General features: G+C 56.0%; 16 protein-coding genes. 9 read left to right on the forward strand and 7 right to left on the reverse strand.

The window, feature by feature from the left end; all coding sequences use genetic code 11:
* Nucleotides 1-6: 6 nt before the first annotated feature.
* Entirely contained in the window at nt 7-243 is a 237-nt protein-coding gene (locus ACR3FC_RS17020; protein ID WP_480477073.1) for a family 1 glycosylhydrolase, read from the reverse strand.
* A 172-nt stretch (nt 244-415) separates the two neighbouring features.
* On the opposite strand from ACR3FC_RS17020, the gene ACR3FC_RS17025 reads away from it, so the two are divergent.
* The 9 genes from ACR3FC_RS17025 to ACR3FC_RS17065 all read left to right on the forward strand — a co-directional run bounded on the left by ACR3FC_RS17025 (nt 416) and on the right by ACR3FC_RS17065 (nt 11,352).
* Nucleotides 416-1,165, forward strand: coding sequence for a sugar phosphate isomerase/epimerase family protein (locus ACR3FC_RS17025; protein ID WP_480477075.1), 750 nt, complete (start codon nt 416-418; stop codon nt 1,163-1,165).
* Nucleotides 1,165-2,211 (forward strand): LacI family DNA-binding transcriptional regulator, encoded by a 1,047-nt coding sequence (locus ACR3FC_RS17030; protein WP_480477077.1) that lies wholly within the window; start codon nt 1,165-1,167, stop codon nt 2,209-2,211. Before ACR3FC_RS17025 ends, ACR3FC_RS17030 begins: the two co-directional genes overlap by 1 nt.
* 22 nt (nt 2,212-2,233) lie before the next feature.
* Nucleotides 2,234-2,983: a basic amino acid ABC transporter substrate-binding protein gene (locus ACR3FC_RS17035; protein ID WP_480477079.1), complete on the forward strand. Its 750-nt coding sequence runs from the start codon at nt 2,234-2,236 to the stop codon at nt 2,981-2,983.
* A gap of 66 nt (nt 2,984-3,049) precedes the next feature.
* Complete coding sequence (locus tag ACR3FC_RS17040) at nt 3,050-4,696, forward strand: amino acid ABC transporter permease (RefSeq protein WP_480477081.1); 1,647 nt, start codon at nt 3,050-3,052, stop codon at nt 4,694-4,696.
* Entirely contained in the window at nt 4,693-6,678 is a 1,986-nt protein-coding gene (locus ACR3FC_RS17045) for a beta-galactosidase (protein ID WP_480477083.1), read from the forward strand. Before ACR3FC_RS17040 ends, ACR3FC_RS17045 begins: the two co-directional genes overlap by 4 nt.
* A 122-nt stretch (nt 6,679-6,800) precedes the next feature.
* Nucleotides 6,801-7,925 carry an extracellular solute-binding protein gene (locus tag ACR3FC_RS17050; RefSeq protein ID WP_480477085.1) on the forward strand — a complete coding sequence of 375 codons (1,125 nt, stop codon included), beginning with the start codon at nt 6,801-6,803 and terminating at the stop codon, nt 7,923-7,925.
* Between the two features lie 116 nt (nt 7,926-8,041).
* Complete coding sequence (locus ACR3FC_RS17055) at nt 8,042-9,154, forward strand: ABC transporter ATP-binding protein (protein ID WP_480477087.1); 1,113 nt, start codon at nt 8,042-8,044, stop codon at nt 9,152-9,154.
* Nucleotides 9,155-9,166: 12 nt separating this feature from the next.
* Entirely contained in the window at nt 9,167-10,087 is a 921-nt protein-coding gene (locus tag ACR3FC_RS17060; RefSeq protein ID WP_480477089.1) for an ABC transporter permease, read from the forward strand.
* On the forward strand, nt 10,084-11,352 hold the full coding sequence (locus ACR3FC_RS17065; RefSeq protein WP_480477092.1) for an ABC transporter permease: 1,269 nt from the start codon (nt 10,084-10,086) through the stop codon (nt 11,350-11,352). Before ACR3FC_RS17060 ends, ACR3FC_RS17065 begins: the two co-directional genes overlap by 4 nt.
* A 43-nt stretch (nt 11,353-11,395) precedes the next feature.
* On the opposite strand, the gene ACR3FC_RS17070 is transcribed toward ACR3FC_RS17065, so the two are convergent.
* The 6 genes from ACR3FC_RS17070 to ACR3FC_RS17095 are packed head-to-tail and all read right to left on the reverse strand — an operon-like array spanning nt 11,396 to nt 18,136.
* Nucleotides 11,396-13,312, reverse strand: coding sequence for a beta-galactosidase (locus ACR3FC_RS17070; protein ID WP_480477094.1), 1,917 nt, complete (start codon nt 13,310-13,312; stop codon nt 11,396-11,398).
* Nucleotides 13,309-14,169 (reverse strand): SMP-30/gluconolactonase/LRE family protein, encoded by an 861-nt coding sequence (locus tag ACR3FC_RS17075; RefSeq protein ID WP_480477096.1) that lies wholly within the window; start codon nt 14,167-14,169, stop codon nt 13,309-13,311. The genes ACR3FC_RS17070 and ACR3FC_RS17075 overlap by 4 nt, the downstream gene beginning before the upstream one ends.
* Nucleotides 14,166-14,771, reverse strand: coding sequence for a 2-dehydro-3-deoxy-6-phosphogalactonate aldolase (locus ACR3FC_RS17080; protein WP_480477098.1), 606 nt, complete (start codon nt 14,769-14,771; stop codon nt 14,166-14,168). Before ACR3FC_RS17080 ends, ACR3FC_RS17075 begins: the two co-directional genes overlap by 4 nt.
* Nucleotides 14,768-15,661, reverse strand: coding sequence for a 2-dehydro-3-deoxygalactonokinase (locus ACR3FC_RS17085; RefSeq protein WP_480477100.1), 894 nt, complete (start codon nt 15,659-15,661; stop codon nt 14,768-14,770). The genes ACR3FC_RS17080 and ACR3FC_RS17085 overlap by 4 nt, the downstream gene beginning before the upstream one ends.
* Nucleotides 15,662-15,665: 4 nt before the next feature.
* Complete coding sequence (locus ACR3FC_RS17090; RefSeq protein ID WP_480477102.1) at nt 15,666-16,430, reverse strand: SDR family NAD(P)-dependent oxidoreductase; 765 nt, start codon at nt 16,428-16,430, stop codon at nt 15,666-15,668.
* Nucleotides 16,430-18,136, reverse strand: coding sequence for an IlvD/Edd family dehydratase (locus tag ACR3FC_RS17095; RefSeq protein WP_480477104.1), 1,707 nt, complete (start codon nt 18,134-18,136; stop codon nt 16,430-16,432). Before ACR3FC_RS17095 ends, ACR3FC_RS17090 begins: the two co-directional genes overlap by 1 nt.
* Nucleotides 18,137-18,149 lie beyond the last annotated feature (13 nt).

An 18,149-nucleotide genomic window follows, 5' to 3' on the forward strand; every position in this document is an offset into this window, starting at 1 on the left:
AGCGTTTCAAAATTCACGTCCACCAGTCCAAACCTTTTTCCACATTCGAAGGCCCATTCGCATTTGTCGCAGTAGTGACCAAACAAAACAGCCCTTTACCAGAACATCTTGTGCCAAAACGTCCCTTACGGCAGCCAGGTGTCGGTCGAGACAATCCATGCGATTATCATTCTGAAGACCCTCTGCGCGTGCCATACCGTTTTTGGTGATACAGATTGGTGGCTCGCTCGTATAGCCCTTCATTGTTCGGATCAGAAATCGGTTGCGGGAAATGGCTCGATTTCCCACCCCATCTGGGTTTTAGGCAAAGGCTCGGCGCTTTATTCAGGGTTGGCCGTACGGATCGCATCTATACGGCGCTTGACAAGGATATAACTCATAATCCACCTTAATTGAAACGTTTCAATGGTGAGGGATGCGAGTTTCTGCCCAACTCTACACAGTGCGACAATGCGGTGATCTTGCAGATCAACTGCAATTGGTTGCGGCCTGCGGTTTTTCAGATGTCGAAACCACTGGCCTGCACGGCCTCACCCCCGCTCAGATGGCCGGCATTATTTTCGGGTCAGGCCTTAGTGTTCGGTCTGCACATTTTGATTGGGAAGAGTTCGAAGAGCGATTTTCGGATATCGTCGAAGTATTAAACCTAATGGAATGCCGGGTGGCTGTCATGCCTTGGCTGGCGCCCCAGGTGCGGCCCGAAACTGCCGAGGGATGGAGGGCGGTGTCGGGCCAGCTGTCCAAATGGGCAAACCAGCTGATAGATCATGGTGTCAGCCTGGCGTATCACAATCATGATTTTGATCTTATCGGCGAGGTTGGCGACACACCTCTTGACCTGATCCTTGCCGGCGGAGATGTCTTTTGGCAGCCAGATATCGGTTGGCTGGTTGCGGCTGGCCTGGATCCGGCGGACGCGATCCGCCGCCACGCCAATCGAATCCTGTCCGTACATGCAAAGGATATCGACCCAGCAGGCGGAACAGGTGACGCGCGCTGGCGCGATTTGGGCGAAGGGGCGGTTGACTGGTACGCAACCCTGCACGCGCTTGCCTCGACCAACTGCATGGATCTTTTTGTCGAACATGACGAAACCGCAGATCACGTACGCACGCTGCAAACGGGTCGGTCGTTTTTGACGGAACAACTGGCAGGGTTTGAGTGATGGCGCGGGCGACGATCAAATCGATTGCCAGAAGTACCGGGTATTCCGTTGGCACAGTCTCGAATGCCTTGCGGGATTCCGTATCGGTGAAGCGGGAAACCCGGGAAGAGATTCAGAAAGTTGCATCGGAGCTGGGATACCGGGTGAATCTGGATGGCCTTAAGCTGCGCACTAATAAATCCTATAGAATCGCGGTCATGGTCAGTGTTTCAAATGATGCGGCGGAAGAGTGGGAAGGTGCAGAGTTTACGCGAATTCTGGCCGGTATATCCAATGCGCTAATGGGATCGCGCTATCAGCTGAGCGTATTTAGCACATGCGAAGGCGAGGCTGCGCTGCAGACGTTGAAGTCTATCGTGCAGGAAGGGCAGGCTGATGGCGTGATCTTTTCCGGCACGCGTGTTCATGATGAACGCGTCGCGTATCTGCAGGGGCAGGGCTTTCCTTTTGTCACATACGGCATGAGCGACAGCCCCCAACCGCATCCTTTTGTGGATCTCGACAGTCAGGCAGCGGCCTATGATGCCACCGCTCGACTGCTTGCGCTGGGGCATCGTCGCATCGCTTTGATAAACCCGCCGGATGACCTGATCTATGCACAGCAACGCCGCCGGGGGTATGCTGATGCGCTGTCAGAATGCGGTGTGGAGTTGGACCCGGCACTGGTATCCACCGGCCCGACCACCGCGGAATCCGGTCAGCAGAAATTTGCGACGCTAATACAGTTGCCGAAACCGCCGAGCGCCATCATCTGCGCAAATGAGGCCATAACCCTTGGGGCGCTGTCAGCTGCCGATAAAGCCGGAGTGCAGGTTGGTAGGGACGTTGTGGTCATTTCGAACGACGACTTGAAGCTCAGCCAGTATTTTGTACCGCCACCCAGCACTTATTACTTGCCGATTGCTGAAACAAGCCGTCTGCTGGGTGAGTTCATGTTGAAAGCATTGGACGGGGTCGATCCGTCCGAGATTCAGAAAAAGATCAGGGCCACATTGATCGAGCGGCAACCTGACACCCCGGCGCCGGAAGCGGCGCAGACCACCTGATCCAACAAAGGAGTACCTGAAAATGTTTAAAAACCTACTTGCCGCTGCCACACTCACGACACTGATGGCTCCAGCGGCTATTGCTGCCGACCTGGAAGGTCGTGTTCTGAAAATCGGAACCGATGCGACATACCCACCGATGGAAACCGTGGATGAAACAACCGGAGAGATCGTGGGCTTTGATGTCGATGTGATGAATGCGATCTGTGCGAAGGTCAATTGCGTTCCCAACTTTGTAAACACCGCCTGGGACGGTATCTTTGCGGCCCTTCAGCAAGGTGAGTTCGATCTGGTTATCTCGGGCGTGTCGATCACACCGGAACGCGAAGAAACCATGGACTTTTCCGAGCCTTACATCGTTGTCAGCCAAGCCATTCTGTTGCAGGTCGATAATGCTGACATGACACTTGAGGACTTCAAAGCCGGTGGCCAGAAACTGGCCGCGCAAACCGCGACGACCAACGCCCAATTGGCGGAAGAGCTTGTCGGGCGCGAGAATGTCAGCCTTTACGACAACTTCTCGGCAGCCATTCTGGCGCTTCAGAACGCGGACGTTCAGGGCGTGATCATCGATGGCACTTCGGCGGCGGCCTATGAACAGGAATTTGCGGGCGAATTGACTGTTGGCATCACAGGCCTGCAATCCGACCCGTTAGGCATCGTGTTTCAGGAAGGTGATCCGACAGTGGATGCAATTAACGCTGGTCTGAAAGCCATACAGGAGGACGGAACACTGGACGATCTGACAGCCAAATACTGGGGCACCAACTGATCCATTAGCGCCCTTTTTTGGTCCGGCGGTCAGCACCGCCGGGCCTTGTCTTAGCGGAGAAGTTCCATGTCGCGCCTCAGCACGATCCGCCCGAGTAACCTGGTGTTGCTCGCAGCAGCGCCCTTTATTATCTACCTGTTCGCCACATCCTCAAAATACTTGCGGTCTCTGGTCGCAATTCTGGGGATCGGCACCGACGCGGGGCCCATCTTTGTTGGATTTCTGCTGATTGCGACCGTTGCGATCCTTGGATATCTTTGCGCACGCTACGTGCGGTTTTCACAAAACTCCCCCGGCTGGTTGCGATTCTGCGCGCTTGCCGCGTTCCCAGCTTCTGCGGCGCTTTTGGTCATCAGCTTTGTTTCTCCGCTGCTTCTGATGCCATTTGCCGAGTCGGTCTTCTTCCATGCGCTCAGCGAAAACACATCACCCCTTATCGATCGATCCAGTCAGACCTGGGTACTGTTTCCGGGCGTGATCGCCAAGGTTCAGACGGGATTACAAGTTTTCCTGGCGGTTTACGCGGCTGTCGTCGCACTATGCCTAATTTCGGCACGTTTGCAGCCGCCCTGGCGCGGGCGCGTCTTGTTGGGGTTGGAGTGTCTCACAGGCGCGGTTCTGTTTTATCTCATGTTCATGGCTCATTGGCAGTTCGCGACCGGGGTGGCCATTACATTCCGCGCGGCCATATTTGCCTATATCTTCGCGGCCATTCTTGGTTTGGTCTGGGTCGGGTTGCAATCGTTTAAACCAAAGGCGCGTACGACGGTCGTCTATGGTTCGATCAGTTTGGCATTGCTGGCAGCCTCAGCCTTTTTCTTCATGCAGCCGCAGGTCAGCTTTGTTCTGGTGGGCAGCACCGAAGGGCGTATCGCGGTTGTGCGCGGCACGCCGCAGGCGCAGGCTGACGTCATCCGGTTTGGTGAGTTCGAAGGGGCCGACGGTCAGCAATATCGCATCCGCAGCGCAACCGATGCCACTGCCGCGCTTGAACAGATCGAAACGGTCGACAGTGTCTCGGGCGCTTTTGTCCCGGCCGATGCCCATACACAAGGTTATCCGGTCCTGTGGCAAACAAGATTTCTACCCGACAAATACCGCAATCCGGCCCTGGCATTTGCCGTGTTCGGGTTTTTGTTGCTGACACTGACCATTGGCGGGGCTCAGCATAAGCTGCATCCTCTGGCGGTCGGGGCCGAGTTTTTCGTGGATACGATACGCGGCATTCCGATGCTGGTGATCATTCTTTATATCGGACTGCCACTGGCGGGCGCAGTCAAAGACGCCACCGGCGGCGGTATCGACATGACCAATATGACCCGCGGGATCATCGCGATCTCAGTTGGTTATTCCGCCTATATGGCCGAAATTTTCCGATCCGGGATCGAGGCGATACCGAAAGGCCAATTGGAGGCGGGCAGCTCTCTGGGTTTGTCGCGCTGGCATACGGCGCGGCTTATCGTTCTGCCGCAGGCCCTGCGGATTGTCACTCCACCGCTTGGCAATGAGTTTATCGCGATGATCAAGGACACGTCATTGCTGTCTATCCTGTCCGTCCGCGACATGACCCAGAGGATGCGAGAATTTCAGGCGGCTAGCTTTCTGCCCTTTGCACCCTTCAATACGGCGGCAATCCTGTATGTCGTTCTCACACTCGGCTGTGCCAGTTTCCTGAAGTGGATCGAACGACGCACAGCAAAGGACACACGATGAGCGCGCTGGAACTTGGGGTTTGTTACTACCCCGAACAGTGGGACCCTTCGCAATGGCGAGACGATGCCGCCCAAATGGCAGACATGGGGTTGGATTGGGTGCGGATTGCTGAATTCACCTGGGGTCTGATCGAACCCGCGCGCGGTCAGTTCCACTGGGACTGGCTGGATGAAGTGATCGAGATACTGGGTCAGGCTGGTCTGCGGGTCATGATGTCCACCCCAACAGCCGCCCCCCCCAAATGGTTGATCGATGAGTATCCCGAAATCCTGCCCGTTGGGCCGGATGGTCGGGTCAGAGGGTACGGTTCGCGCAGGCATTATTGTTTTTCCAGTGAGGTTTATCTGGCCGAGGCGCAAAGGATCGCAACTGAATATGCCCGCAGATATGGTCAGAATTCGTATGTCCAAGCGTGGCAGATCGACAATGAGTACAACGACCACGATACAGTTCTCAGCTATTCCGATGCCGCGCGAACAGGTTTTCAGAACTGGTTGGAGGAACGATACGGGGCAATCGATGCGTTGAATGACGCGTGGGGAACCGTTTTCTGGGGGTCGCTCTACTCTCAGTTTGGTCAGATCGAACTGCCCAACGGGCTGGTCGCCACGCCCAATCCAGCCCATGCTCTGGAATTCGCGCGCTATTCTTCCGATCGAGTTCGTCTGTTCAACAAAACGCAGGTGGATGTTCTGCGCAAATATGCGCCGGGCCGGGATATTACCCATAACTTCATGGCAGGTAGTTTCGAATTCGATCACCACGCCGTAGCGGCTGATCTGGATATTGTCGGGTTCGACAGCTACCCGCTAGGGAACTTATTGGGCTCTACCCTTTCAGATGAGGAAAAGCGCCGCTATCTGCGCACCGGCGCACCGGATTATCAGGGCTTTCATTGTGATTTGTATCGCAGTCAGGGGCGCGGTCGGATGTGGGTGCTGGAACAGCAGCCGGGCCCGGTGGATTGGGCTGACAAGAATCCGTCGCCGGCAGAGGGGATGGTTCGGCTTTGGACCTGGGCGGCCTATGCACATGGCGCGCAAGCCGTGATGTTTTTTCGCTGGCGACAGGCAAAATCTGCGCAAGAGCAATACCATACTGCGATTTTGCGGTCAGATGGCAGCCCGGATCAGGCCGCTGTTGAATTGGCTGAGATCGTGAAGGATCGCGCCATTTTGCCGCCCGAGAGACGGGCAAAATCACGGGTTGCAATGCTACTGGATTATACCTCTATCTGGGCGGCGGACATCCTGCCACATGACAACGATTTCCCCAATGCCCAGATTTTTCGCGAGTGGTACACTGCAATTCGTGGTTTTGGGGTCGATCTTGATTTTGTTGGCCCTGAAGATGAACTGAGCGGCTACGCCCTCATCATATTACCTCAAAGCATGATCGTGACCGCTGACCTTGCAGACAAGCTTGACGCTTCGGGGGCCAAGATTCTGATAGGTGCTCGTTCCGGCAGCAAGACATCCGGGATGAACACCCCGTCCAATCTGGCTCCAGGCGAACTGGCAAAGTTAACAGGTATCCGTGTCACGCGCGTCGAATCACTTCCTTCACTTGCGCATGAGGCTGTGGTTCTTCCTGATGGGCAGCAATTTGAATTCACGGGTTGGCGTGAAATTGTCGAGACCAAAGAGCGCGTTTTAGCCCGCTTCAAGAGCGCTTATTGCGATGCCAGTCCGGCGGTCATCCGTTCTGACCGCACGACCTATCTGGCAATGGTTCCGCGAAATGAGCTTTTGCAGGCGATTGTCGGGGAGGTACTGAACTGGGCTGGGATAAATGCAACGCCTTGCGACCCCGATATGCGCATAACCCAACGCGGCTCGACCTACTACGCGTTCAACTTCAGTGACGTTTCAAAGCCTTTGCCTGCTGGTCGTGCACGTCAAATTCTGCTTGGTTCAGATCCGGTCAAACCAAGGGACATCACCGTTTGGCAGGAGAATGCAGCGCCTCATAAATCAGCTTAGACGTGTCAAATCGCGAAACTGGACATAAGATTTTCGCAAACTGTCACTTTTGGACTGACGGATGGGCGCAGAAAGTCCTATGAATAGAAAACAAAAAACGAGTCCAACAACGGGAGAACACTATGGTTACCAAGTCATCACTTTCCAGACGCACTGTTTTGAAAGGAGCGGGTGCCGCAGCACTTGCCGCGCCTCTTTACAGCAAGAGCGCACTGGCTTCGTCGGGTGAAATCAACATACTGATGTGGTCGGATTATCTGCCGCCCAGCTTTATCGAAGAGTTTGAGACCCTTACTGGCATCAAGGTGAACTACACCGGGATCGGCTCAAACGAAGAAATCATCAACAAGATGAAGGCGACCAAAGGTCAGGGCTTTGACATCGTCTCGCCAACCAACAACCGCTCGTTGCAGTGGGAGCCGCTGGAGTTGTTGCAGCCCTTTGACATGAACAAGGTTCCGGTCGACCTGGTGAACCCTGCCATGGCCAAAATCGGTACGGATGCTTGGAACTTTGGCGGCGCCGGGGTTCACTGGTTGCCGCATATCTGGGGCACCGAAGGCATTGCATACCGCACCGACTTGTGGCTGCCGGCTGGGGACGCCCCATCCTATGGCGATGTTTGGTCGGAAGAAAACGCAGGCAAAACCATGGGCCGCGCGCATTCGATGATGCTTGGCGCTGGTCTTTACATGGAGCGTTCCGGCGAGATGGAGCCGGGTTCGGTCTGGGCCGCTTATGGTGACGAAGAAACCATGCGCAAGGTCTGGGGTCAGATCACTGACTGGTGCATTGCACGTAAGAATCGCATCAAGCTGATCTGGAACGATGCCGATACACAGAAGAACGGTCTTCTGAATGAAGGTGTTGTTGTCGGTCAGACCTGGGACGGCCCGCCACTGGCACTGAAATCGGCTGGTGAACCAGTGCACTATCAAGCGCCCATCGAAGGGGCGATGGCATGGGTTGACGGAATGTCGATTCCGTCTGGCGCGGCAAATATCGACCAGATCTATGCCTTCATCGACTTCGCCTATCAGGCCAAACCTGCCGGTGTTGCCATCGACAGCCATGGGTACAACTCTCCTGTTCTGGGGGCGGATCAGTATTCAGGCGACACCTACAAGAAGAACTTTGCCGAGGCCTATCCGGGCGACTCGCTGGCCAACCTCAATCCGTGGCCGGCCGAAGCCCCATGGTATGCTGAAACGCGGACCGAGTTCGTCAACAAGTTCAAGAGCGCATAAGCGATCTGAAACCATGCCCCTCGCGTTCTGCGAGGGGCCACAATCTGTGCGCCGCTCCGGCGTAACGGAAAGCTATGTGGTGTGGTGACAGTGCACACCTCAGGGAGATACCAAAAATGAGTGCAGGGGTCGGAGTCGATCTGGAAAACCTGTGGATCCGTTTCGGTGACTTCGTCGCCGTGCGCGATGCAAACGTCACAATTAACGGGGGAGATTTCTTTTCATTCCTCGGACCCTCGGGTTGCGGCAAAACAACGATCTTAAGGGCTGTTTCCGGCTTTCTCGAGCCCAGCGAAGGCAATGTTCTGATCGGCGGCAAAAACATGCGCGGGATTGGGCCCAACAAACGCCCCACAGCTCTGATCTTTCAGAACCTAGCGTTGTTTCCCTTGATGAAGGTTTGGGAAAACATCACGTTCTCGATGGAAATCAAAGGCGCCAGTGCTGCCGAGCGCCGCAAGCGCGCTGACGAGCTTTTGGACATGATCGCGCTCCCGGAGCAAGGCGACAAACTTCCCAGCGAATTGTCTGGTGGCCAACGTCAGCGAGTGGCCATCGCTCGTGCCCTTTGCGCCGAGCCGGATGTATTGCTTCTTGATGAGCCTCTGTCAGCACTTGACCTCAAACTGCGCCAGCACATGCGAACGGAACTGCGAGAGATACAACAGCGTGTGGGCATTACTTTTATCTACATTACCCATGACCAGGGCGAGGCGCTGACCATGTCAGATAATATCGCCGTCATGCGTGCAGGTGTGATTGACCAGATTGCCGATGGGAAAACCATCTACAATGATCCTAACACGGCTTTCGCGGCCTCATTTGTCGGCGAAAACAATGTATTCCGTGGCAAGATCAAACAGGTCATGGGCAACGAGGCGCTGATCTCGACCAACCGCTCGGGCGATCTGGTTGCACGGATATCGACCGCCAATCAAGGCAAAATGAAAGAAGGCGATAGTGCAATGTTGTTCATTCGCCCCGAAGCCTTCGCCATTGCGCCCGAGGGGGCTTCGGGTGACCATTTTGTTACCGCGCGGGTCAACCACGAAGAATTTGAAGGCAACGTCTTCAACATCTTTACCGAAGGTGAAGGTGGAAAAGAGATCAAAGTGTCGATCCCGAACCATGGACAATCCTTCGAGGACCACACCGGACAGAACATCACGTTGGAATACAAGACGCATAACGCCGTCATCGTTCCTGCGGGTGAACTGGCTGCAGAATAAGGGGATTAACTCATGCCCCAGTTTCTGAAAGACTTCTTCAATCGCAACGGCACTGGCATGGGAGTGGCGATCCTGGGTCTGGTTCTATTCTGGACCATCGGCCTGATCATCCTTCCGCAGCTGTCGATGTTGGACTTCTCGTTCCGTCCGAATCTGCCACCGCCAGAGATTGGCGGACCCAAAGACGTATATACGCTAGAGAACTACAAATATCTCGTCTACGGCCCCGAAGGTGGCAGTCAGGACTACAACACTGTTGATCTGAGGGTGTTTTTCCGAACTCTTGTGGCCGCGGTTTTTGTGACGGTTTTCAACCTGATCATCTGCTATCCGATTGCCTATTACCTGGGTCAGGCCGAAGGCAGCCATATTCGTATCTTCGCGATCATGCTGATCATCCCTTACTGGATCAACGAGATCCTGCGCGCCTTTGCGCTGCGCATCATCTTTGGGGAAACAGGCGTGTTGAACACGTTGTTCACGGGGCTGGGCATCTGGGATACACCGTTCGACTTCATTCGCAATGACATCGCGCTCTATGCGGGTCTGGGATACGCCTATATCCTGCTGATGATTTTCCCGATGTATAACGTGATTGAAAGTCTGGACAAAAACCAGATCGAAGCAGCACGCGACCTTGGGGCGCCTTGGTGGCGGATACATTGGCGAGTGGTCATTCCTTATGCCAAGCCGGGGATCAGTTCGGGCTGTACTATGGTCTTCATGTTGTCAGCCGGTGCGTTGGCTGCGCCGCAAATTCTGGGCGGGCCGTCCAGTCTGTGGTTCACCCAACTGATCTATCAGCAGTTCAATGACAACAACGACTGGCCACAGGGCGCCGCCTACGCAATCGTTCTGCTGGTCACTTGTATCCTGTTCGTGCTGGCCATGATGCGCCTGTTCAAAGTGAACATGGGGGATATAGGGAAATGAACAATTCCTTCCTCCGCATAAGCATCTGGGTCTATCTGGCGATCTTCTTCCTGTATTTGCTGGGCCCGCTGGTGATCATGTCCGTCACCGCGTTCAACTCGCCCGGGTTCCCCCGAATGAGCCCATGGGAATGTCTGACATTCCAATGGTTTGGCGAACTGTTTCAGGATCAGCGTATCCTGAACGGGATCAAGAACTCGCTAATCATCGGAATCGGCACGGTCATCCTGTCCGTGGCGATGGGTTTGGCAGGCGCGCTGATGCTGACCCAGATCTGGCCGAAGCTTCGCGCGACCTACTATACGGTCATTATCGCACCGATCCTGATCCCCGGTGTGGTTCTTGGTATCTCGACGCTGGTCTTCTGGGACCGGATCAACCGGATGCTGGGGCTGGGGGCCGACAGTTTCCTGTCAAACGGCATCTTCCTGACGGTGATCGGCCAGTCCACCTTTATTGCCAGTTACTGTATGCTGGTGCTGGTGGCGCGGTTGCAGCGTTATGATGTCGCCCTGACTGAGGCGGCACTGGACCTTGGGGCCAGCCACGCTCAGGCTTTCCGCAAAATCCTGCTGCCGTTCATGCGCCCGGCGATTGCCTCGGCGGCGGTTTTGGCATTCCTCGCTTCTTTCGAGAACTACAACACCACCACTTTCACTTTTGGCGAATACCCGACGCTGACGATTGAGCTGGCTCAGAAGGTTCGCTACGGCATCACGCCTGCGATCTCGGCGCTGGCGTTTATCATCGTTGCGCTGACGGTTTTCTTCGCTCTGCTGAACGAAGCCAAGCTGAAACGCCAGGAACTGGTAGCCGCGGCGCGTAAAAACGCAACGGTCGAGGAACTGGCTGGCAAGATCAAGCTGCCGAGTTTCTTTGCCGGTAATATGGCCGCCGTGTTGCTGGTCGCATTTGCGGTTGTAACGATCACCGTTATAGGCACAGCGGCGACCTACAGTCCGGCGCAGTGCATTGCCGACGTTCGCGAGCAAAAGCAGTTGGAAGCGGAACAACGCATTCAGGAGCTGCGTCAGCAGCGTGAGGAGCGCCGCAAACAGCAAGAAGCGGAAAAAGCCGGGCAGGGTGATGCCCAAACCGCGCCAAAGCCGTCAAATAACAGCGGTTTTGGTAATGTCTTCGCTCCGAACTCGCTGGATGGCAGCGAGAATGAAAGCAACGAAGGTGCTTCTCAAACCGAGGGTGAGCCATCCAACAACGGCGGTTTCGGAGGGGTGTTTGACCCCAACAGCCTAAAAAGCGACTAATCGCTGTGCCAAGCGGCAACCAACGCATCTGCCCGGATAGGATTCAAGTCTGTCCGGGCAGATTGCGCTTCAGGATCTTCACGTCACAGCCGCCGATGGTCGACCCGTTCCAGACCACCGGTTCAGCGTTATAGTTGATCAGGAACATGTGGTCGGCTGTCTCACGCAGTCGAAGTCCTGGCGGCATCGGTTTCAGGCCCAAACCGCTTTCTTCCGCAGCCAAGCCGATGACGCGATCCCATAATGCTTCGTTTGGGAAGCCGGCAAGATACCAGAACCCGTCCCTTGCCATTAGCGCAGGCGCTCCATCTTCAAAACTCAGAATTTCTTCGGCTGATCCTGAAAGGCGATCGATCCAATGCTGTGCCGCGCCGCCGCCACGGACAGCCCGGTTGACAGCAGGGGGCAGTGTTTCGACCAAATCGACGTTGCAGTCCAACCCTTTCAGGCCAGGTCGACCGGCGGCGGGGATCTGGAAATCACGGGTAATTGCGCCGCTGCGTGGGCCGAGGATTGCAAGATCCGAGTTGTCCGCTAAACTACGCTCCAAATCCGGGTCAATCGTTGCCAGTCCGGGGGCAAGGATCAGCGCATAGTGCGTGGACAGGTCATTGGGCGAAACAAAATCAATCGACAGCCCCACGCGGCGCAATGCACGATAAGCTGAGAAGACCAACCGGAAATAGTCAAAGCCTGCTCCTTGCGGTAGCGATGTCCAGGCCCAGTCCGAGGGGTAATCAAACAGTATCGCAACCTTGGATTGCACCTGATGCACCTCGCCCAATGTGGATAGCTCTTCCGCTGTCTGACGGGCCTCGTGTAAGGCAGGGGCGGGGCGATTGTCCGGTGTCAGCAAACCCGCGTGCATCTGTTCCTGCGCAAAGGGGGCTTGCCGCCATCGAAAATAGCTCACAACCTCAGCACCGTGGGCGACAGCCTCAAGCGACCACAACCGCACCATTCCGGGCAAGGGTGCCGGGTTATAGGGCGCCCAATTCACCGGACCAGGTTGTTGTTCCATCACCCACCATCGGCCGCGGCCTACTGCCCGGTAAAGATCATGGTGAAACGCCTGCATGTCCGGATCGCCTTGGTGTAGAAAGGCGGTCTTGTGGGCTTCGTCATCTTCCAATCGGTCCGATAGAAATCCGATCGGATAACTGTCCCAAGTCGCAATATCCAGATCTGCGCCAACCTCGAAATGGTCGAAATCCAGAATACGGCCCATGTAGTTATGCAACAGCGGCGCATCGGTCAAAGCTCGCAATACATCGACCTGAGCTTTGTTGAATGCCACAACCTGATCTGAACTGAACCGACGGAATGCCAGTACATGAGCGGGGTTTGGCTCGGTCACAGTTTGATTGGGTAGTTCAATCTCATCGAAGTTGCGGTACTCCATCGACCAGAACACGTTTCCCCAGGCCTTGTTCAGTTGTTCAATTGAGCCGTATCGAACAGCCAGCCAGCGCCTGAATGCGTTCAGTGCCGGGGTGCTGTAGCTGACTGTTGTGTCGTGACACCCATACTCATTGTCGATCTGCCAAGCCGCCACATACGGGTTATGACCATAGCGCTCTCCCAAGACCCGTGCGATGCGGCCACATTCATCGACATAGCCCTGGTGGCTAAAGCAGTAATGCCGCCGTGATCCGAATTTGCGCGTGTTTCCATACGTATCCACAGCCAGCATGTCCGGATGTTTGTCCAGCATCCAACGCGGTGGCGTTGCTGTCGGTGTGCCAAGCACGACTTTCACTCCCGCCTCGCCAAGTGTTTTAACCGCGCGGTCCAGCCATTCAAATTGCAGGGTTCCGGGGTAAGGCTCCAGCCGGCTCCAAGCAAACTCTCCAATGCGTACCCACGAGATGCCGGTGTCCACCATGCGCGCGGCGTCTTCCGCCCACGTCGCTTCGGGCCAGTGTTCAGGGTAGTAACACACACCAAGTTCCGGCTTCATAAAATGATCCTGTGTTCTGCCTGCCCTCGTCCCGCGTTTGGCATTGCAAACGTCATGCCATTGGTGGGTTGGGATTCAATATCCGCGTCGCTCAACCCCTGCCTTGCTGAGGTGCAGAACAGCGTGCCTAAGCTGTCGCCACCAAAGGCCGGGCAGGACGTATGTGACGCTTCGAAAGAAATGGCCTTCAGGAAATGACCTTCGGGCGTGTAGGCCGCAACACGTCCAATCCCCCATTGCGCGATCCAGATGTTCCCGTCAGCATCAACCACCGCACCATCCGGGTTCAGGCCTTCTTTACGAAAGTCCAGAAATACCGTGCTTTCCCCTTCGGGCCATCCGCTTTCTGCATTCAAGCTCCAGCGCTTGACCTGCCTCGTTTTCGTGTCACAGAAATAGGCCACGGACCGATCCGGGGCAAAACAGATTGCATTGGAAATCGTCACATCCGACACGAGACATCGGAGCGTGCCTTTCCAGAACCGATAGATTGATCCGGCCCCGGCTTCAGCCTGTTTGCCCATTGTACCGATCCAGAAACCACCCCAAGGATCAGCGCGACCGTCATTCGAGCGGGTGATTGGGTTGTCTGCCTCGAGCGGCGTGACCAGCGTTCGATGCCCGGACTTCAAGATAAACTGCCAAAGACCCGTTTCCGACGCCAAAAGCAGTGTGTCACGATCCACCCAGCCTGCGGCGGAGACATGTTCATCGAATTCCCAGCTTATCTGATTTTCACTTTCGCGCGTGATCAGTCGTTTGTTGAGAATGTCGAACCAGAATAGCTGTTGCCGAGCAGGGTGCCAAAGCGGACCTTCGCCCAACGCGCAGGGGCGGTCGTCAAAAATCGTGCTCATCTTGCCGCCTTGTCAAAGGCTGTTACGATCTGCTTCGCGCGTGCTGCGATTTCGACTGCGTCCATGCCGGGTTTGTACAGCGCTGATCCAATCCCGAATCCATCCGCACCGGCTTTGATCCATTGCTCGAAGTTTTCAGGCCCGGCACCACCGACAGCAAAGATACGTGTTTCCTTGGGTAAAACGGGTCGAAGTGCTGCGAGCCCAACAGGGCCTGCCATGACGCCAGGAAACAGCTTTAATCCTGTGGCCCCGGCTTCGAGAGCGGCAAAGGCTTCGGTCGGCGTGTAAACGCCCGGCCAGCTTTGCATCCCCAACGCTACAGACCGTTTGATCACGTCAGCATCATAGTTGGGTGACACAATCAGCCTGCCGCCGGCATTCCGAACTGCGTCCACCTGATCAACCGTCAATACAGTACCAGCGCCTATCAGGGCGTGATCTTTGAAAGCTTCGGCCAGAATGGAAATGCTGTCGAGCGGGTCAGGCGAATTGAGTGGAACTTCGATCCGGTCGATCCCTGCATCGATGATAACTCTGCCAACGGCCTCGGCTTCCTGTGGTTGCAGACCGCGCAGAATGGCGATGATGGGGCGGCTCATGCGATTTGCCTTGTCATGTTTCGCGCCAGCGCCAGTCCGGCCAGCGTTGCTTCGGTGGCGTTTGCAGTCTCAACAAAAGCGCCCTGTTGTTTCAACGCTGCCGCATAGACCCGCGATACGGCATCTGCACCAATGATAGCCAGTTGTTGACCCAGCCAATAGGGACGGGTTGCGGCCAATTCAGCACCAATAAGCAGTCCCGACAGCCGCGCACGCGCGATGCCTTTGTCCTGATTATGCAGCAGGTCCGCAGCCCGCAAGCCGAACAGGCGCGCAGCCAATTGTTCGGGTTTGGACAATGTGTCCGCCACAGCATCGGCAAAGGTATTTTCATCCCATCCTTCACCTATCGAATGCCGCAGCACAGATTGCGCACTTAACAAATCAAAAAGCTCTCCGGTCATGAGCGTCCGAAAGCTCACGATTTCACCTGCGCTGACCTGAACCCACTTCGTGTGAGTTCCCGGAAGGCAGAGGACACCATCCCAGTTCTGGCGAGTTCCCAAAAAACCCGCGATCTGTGTTTCTTCTCCCCGCATCACATCTGGCGGGCTCAGTTGCTTTAATCCGGGTATGACGAAGGCCCGGATGCGCGGGTCTGTGCCGGGAACACGGACTGGGGCATGCGGCAAGGGCTGCGACGGAACGGTGGAATAAGGTGCTTCGACCCAGCCTTGGCGTGCGCCGACCATGCCGCAGGCGATCACATCGATGGGGTCATCCTTCAGCCAGTTTTCAACAAGGTCCAACAGGGCGGTCTGGAACCCGTCGGCTCCGATGCGTGCCATACCCTTGTCGGACTGCGCGCAGTCCAGCACTGTTGCCCCCAGCATGGCCCAGACCCGCAGGTGAGATGTGCCCCAATCAACGGCGATCCAGTCAGTATTCATTGTGTCACCCTGAAACCACGACGCCGCCATCAACCGCCATACACTGACCAGTCATCGCCCGGCTGGCGTTGGATGCAAGAAACAATGTCGGTGCAACCATGTCTTCGGGCGTCAAATGTTCTTTCAGGCATTGTCGATCCAAATGCGCGGCCAAATCTTCGGGCGTCGCCCACATATCCAGTTGTTTTTGCGTCAAGACCCAACCGGGAGCCAGCGCATTCACACGTATGTTTTTTGGTCCCAGTTCGCGGGCCAAAGACCGAGTCATCCCTGTAATGCCCGCATTTGATGTCGTATAGATCGGATAGCCTGCATTGCCCATCATGTAGCTGATCGAGCTGAAATTAATGATAACGCCGCCTTCTTTCATTTGCCGGGCCGCTTCCTGACAGGCGAAATAATAGGCTTTCAGATTCACCTCGATCATCCAGTCCCAGAACTCGGTCGTGGTTTCCTCAAGTGTATGGCGTTGGTCATTGGCCGCGTTGTTAACCAAAACGTTCAGGGGGCCGTGGGCTTTGGCGGCTTTGGCCATTGTCGTGTGAAGAAGCTGGGTGTCGGTCATGTCACCCTGCATGAACAGAGGTGCGCGGCCATGTTTGTCGCGCATCTCTTCGACAAAACCGCTGGCGTCCGATCTGCCGATAAAAGCTACATTGGCCCCCTGAGCCAGAAACCCATCCGTCAATGCTGCGCCCACGCCCGAACCACCGCCGGTGATATAGACGGATGACCCGTTCAAGTCATGAAATGTCGCTGGTTCGGTCATCAGTGGCTCTCTCTGGTCACAAGGCGGGTGTCTTTGCCGACGAGGAAATCCAGATCGGCCCCTTGATCGGCCTGCAACACGTGATCGACATATAATTTTGCATACCCGCGGGAATAATGCGGCTTGTCTGGTTTCCATTGGGCTCGGCGCGCGTCCAGTTCTTTTTCGTCCACCAATAGTTCAAGCTTGCCGGCGCTGGCAGATACGCGGATGCGGTCGCCGGTTTTCACCAGCGCCAGCGTGCCACCCGCCTGTGCCTCGGGGCTGACATGCAGGATGACGGTGCCATAGGCTGTACCGGACATACGGGCATCCGAGATACGGATCATGTCGCGAACGCCTTCCTTCACCAATCTGGCCGGAATCGGCATGTTTCCCACCTCGGGCATCCCGGGATAACCCTTGGGTCCACATCCCTTGAGCACCAGAATGCTTTTGGGTGTGACCGGCAGATCATCCCGGTCGATATTGGCTTTCAGGTCTTCGATGTTTTCGAAAACGAACGCCTCTCCCTCGGTTTCAAGAAGGGCATCTGTTGCGGCAGAAGGTTTGACGATGGCTCCGTTGGGCGCAAGATTGCCACGCAAAACGCGAAGGCCAGCAGCGGGCTTCACCGGATCGTTGAAGGGGCGGATGACGTCGCGGTTGAAACATTCGGCACCTTCGAAATGGGCCGAGATGTCCTTGTTGAGAACCGTTCTGGCCGGGCGCAGGAAAGGTTTGAGTTCGCTCAACACAGCCGGAACACCGCCAGCGTAACAGAAATCTTCCATCAGGTATGTGCCCGAGGGCATGCAGTTCACCAGAAGGGGAATCTCTGATCCGATTTCAAAGTCCTTGAGCGTCAGGTCAACGCCCACGCGACCTGCGAGCGCCAGTAGATGCACAACGGCATTGGTCGATCCCCCAACGGCCGCATTGGCGAGGATTGCATTCTCGAAGGCTTCCCTGGTCAATATGTCCGATGGTTTCAGGTCTTCGTCGACCATTTCGACAATCCGCTTGCCGGTCAAATGGGCGAGGGCCATGCGGCGGGCGTCAACGGCGGGCAGGGCGGCATTGGTGGGCAGGCTCATGCCCATCGCTTCGACCAGAGACGCCATGGTGCTGGCTGTCCCCATGGTCATGCAAACCCCGGCACTGCGGGACATCCCGGATTCCGCGTTCATAAAATCCTGAAGGGTCATCTCTCCGGCACGCACGGCCTCGGAGAACTTCCACACATCGGTTCCTGAGCCAATATCCTGACCGCGATATTTTCCATTCAGCATAGGGCCGGAGCTGACAACGATCGACGGCAGATCGACCGAGGCCGCGCCCATCAATTGGCCCGGCGTGGTCTTGTCGCACCCGCCCAGCAGAACCACACCGTCAATGCCATATGCGCGGATCGACTCTTCGACATCCATGGCCAGCAGATTGCGAAACAGCATGGCTGTGGGTTTCATCTGGGTCTCGCCCAGCGACATGACCGGGAATTCGACGGGAAAGCCCCCGGCCTCCCACACACCGCGCTTTACCCCTTCGGCCAGATCGCGCAGGCCGGAATTGCAAGGGGTCAGCTCCGACCATGTGTTGCAGATTCCGATGATTGGCCGCCCATCGAAGGCGTGATCAGGAAAACCCTGATTTTTCATCCAGGATCGATGGATGAACCCATCCTTGTCGAGTTTCCCGTACCAATGCTGTGAGCGGCGTTTTGACATTGTTCTGTGATGC

Source organism: Ruegeria sp. AF3, assembly GCF_056536285.1.

Bases quoted from the DNA above. Each gene is read 5' to 3' on its own strand.
- ACR3FC_RS17020 (WP_480477073.1), bottom strand. From the start codon at position 243: ATGAAGGGCTATACGAGCGAGCCACCAATCTGTATCACCAAAAACGGT.
- ACR3FC_RS17025 (WP_480477075.1), top strand. From the start codon at position 416: ATGCGAGTTTCTGCCCAACTCTACACAGTGCGACAATGCGGTGATCTT.
- ACR3FC_RS17030 (WP_480477077.1), top strand. From the start codon at position 1,165: ATGGCGCGGGCGACGATCAAATCGATTGCCAGAAGTACCGGGTATTCC.
- ACR3FC_RS17035 (WP_480477079.1), top strand. From the start codon at position 2,234: ATGTTTAAAAACCTACTTGCCGCTGCCACACTCACGACACTGATGGCT.
- ACR3FC_RS17040 (WP_480477081.1), top strand. From the start codon at position 3,050: ATGTCGCGCCTCAGCACGATCCGCCCGAGTAACCTGGTGTTGCTCGCA.
- ACR3FC_RS17045 (WP_480477083.1), top strand. From the start codon at position 4,693: ATGAGCGCGCTGGAACTTGGGGTTTGTTACTACCCCGAACAGTGGGAC.
- ACR3FC_RS17050 (WP_480477085.1), top strand. From the start codon at position 6,801: ATGGTTACCAAGTCATCACTTTCCAGACGCACTGTTTTGAAAGGAGCG.
- ACR3FC_RS17055 (WP_480477087.1), top strand. From the start codon at position 8,042: ATGAGTGCAGGGGTCGGAGTCGATCTGGAAAACCTGTGGATCCGTTTC.
- ACR3FC_RS17060 (WP_480477089.1), top strand. From the start codon at position 9,167: ATGCCCCAGTTTCTGAAAGACTTCTTCAATCGCAACGGCACTGGCATG.
- ACR3FC_RS17065 (WP_480477092.1), top strand. From the start codon at position 10,084: ATGAACAATTCCTTCCTCCGCATAAGCATCTGGGTCTATCTGGCGATC.
- ACR3FC_RS17070 (WP_480477094.1), bottom strand. From the start codon at position 13,312: ATGAAGCCGGAACTTGGTGTGTGTTACTACCCTGAACACTGGCCCGAA.
- ACR3FC_RS17075 (WP_480477096.1), bottom strand. From the start codon at position 14,169: ATGAGCACGATTTTTGACGACCGCCCCTGCGCGTTGGGCGAAGGTCCG.
- ACR3FC_RS17080 (WP_480477098.1), bottom strand. From the start codon at position 14,771: ATGAGCCGCCCCATCATCGCCATTCTGCGCGGTCTGCAACCACAGGAA.
- ACR3FC_RS17085 (WP_480477100.1), bottom strand. From the start codon at position 15,661: ATGAATACTGACTGGATCGCCGTTGATTGGGGCACATCTCACCTGCGG.
- ACR3FC_RS17090 (WP_480477102.1), bottom strand. From the start codon at position 16,430: ATGACCGAACCAGCGACATTTCATGACTTGAACGGGTCATCCGTCTAT.
- ACR3FC_RS17095 (WP_480477104.1), bottom strand. From the start codon at position 18,136: ATGTCAAAACGCCGCTCACAGCATTGGTACGGGAAACTCGACAAGGAT.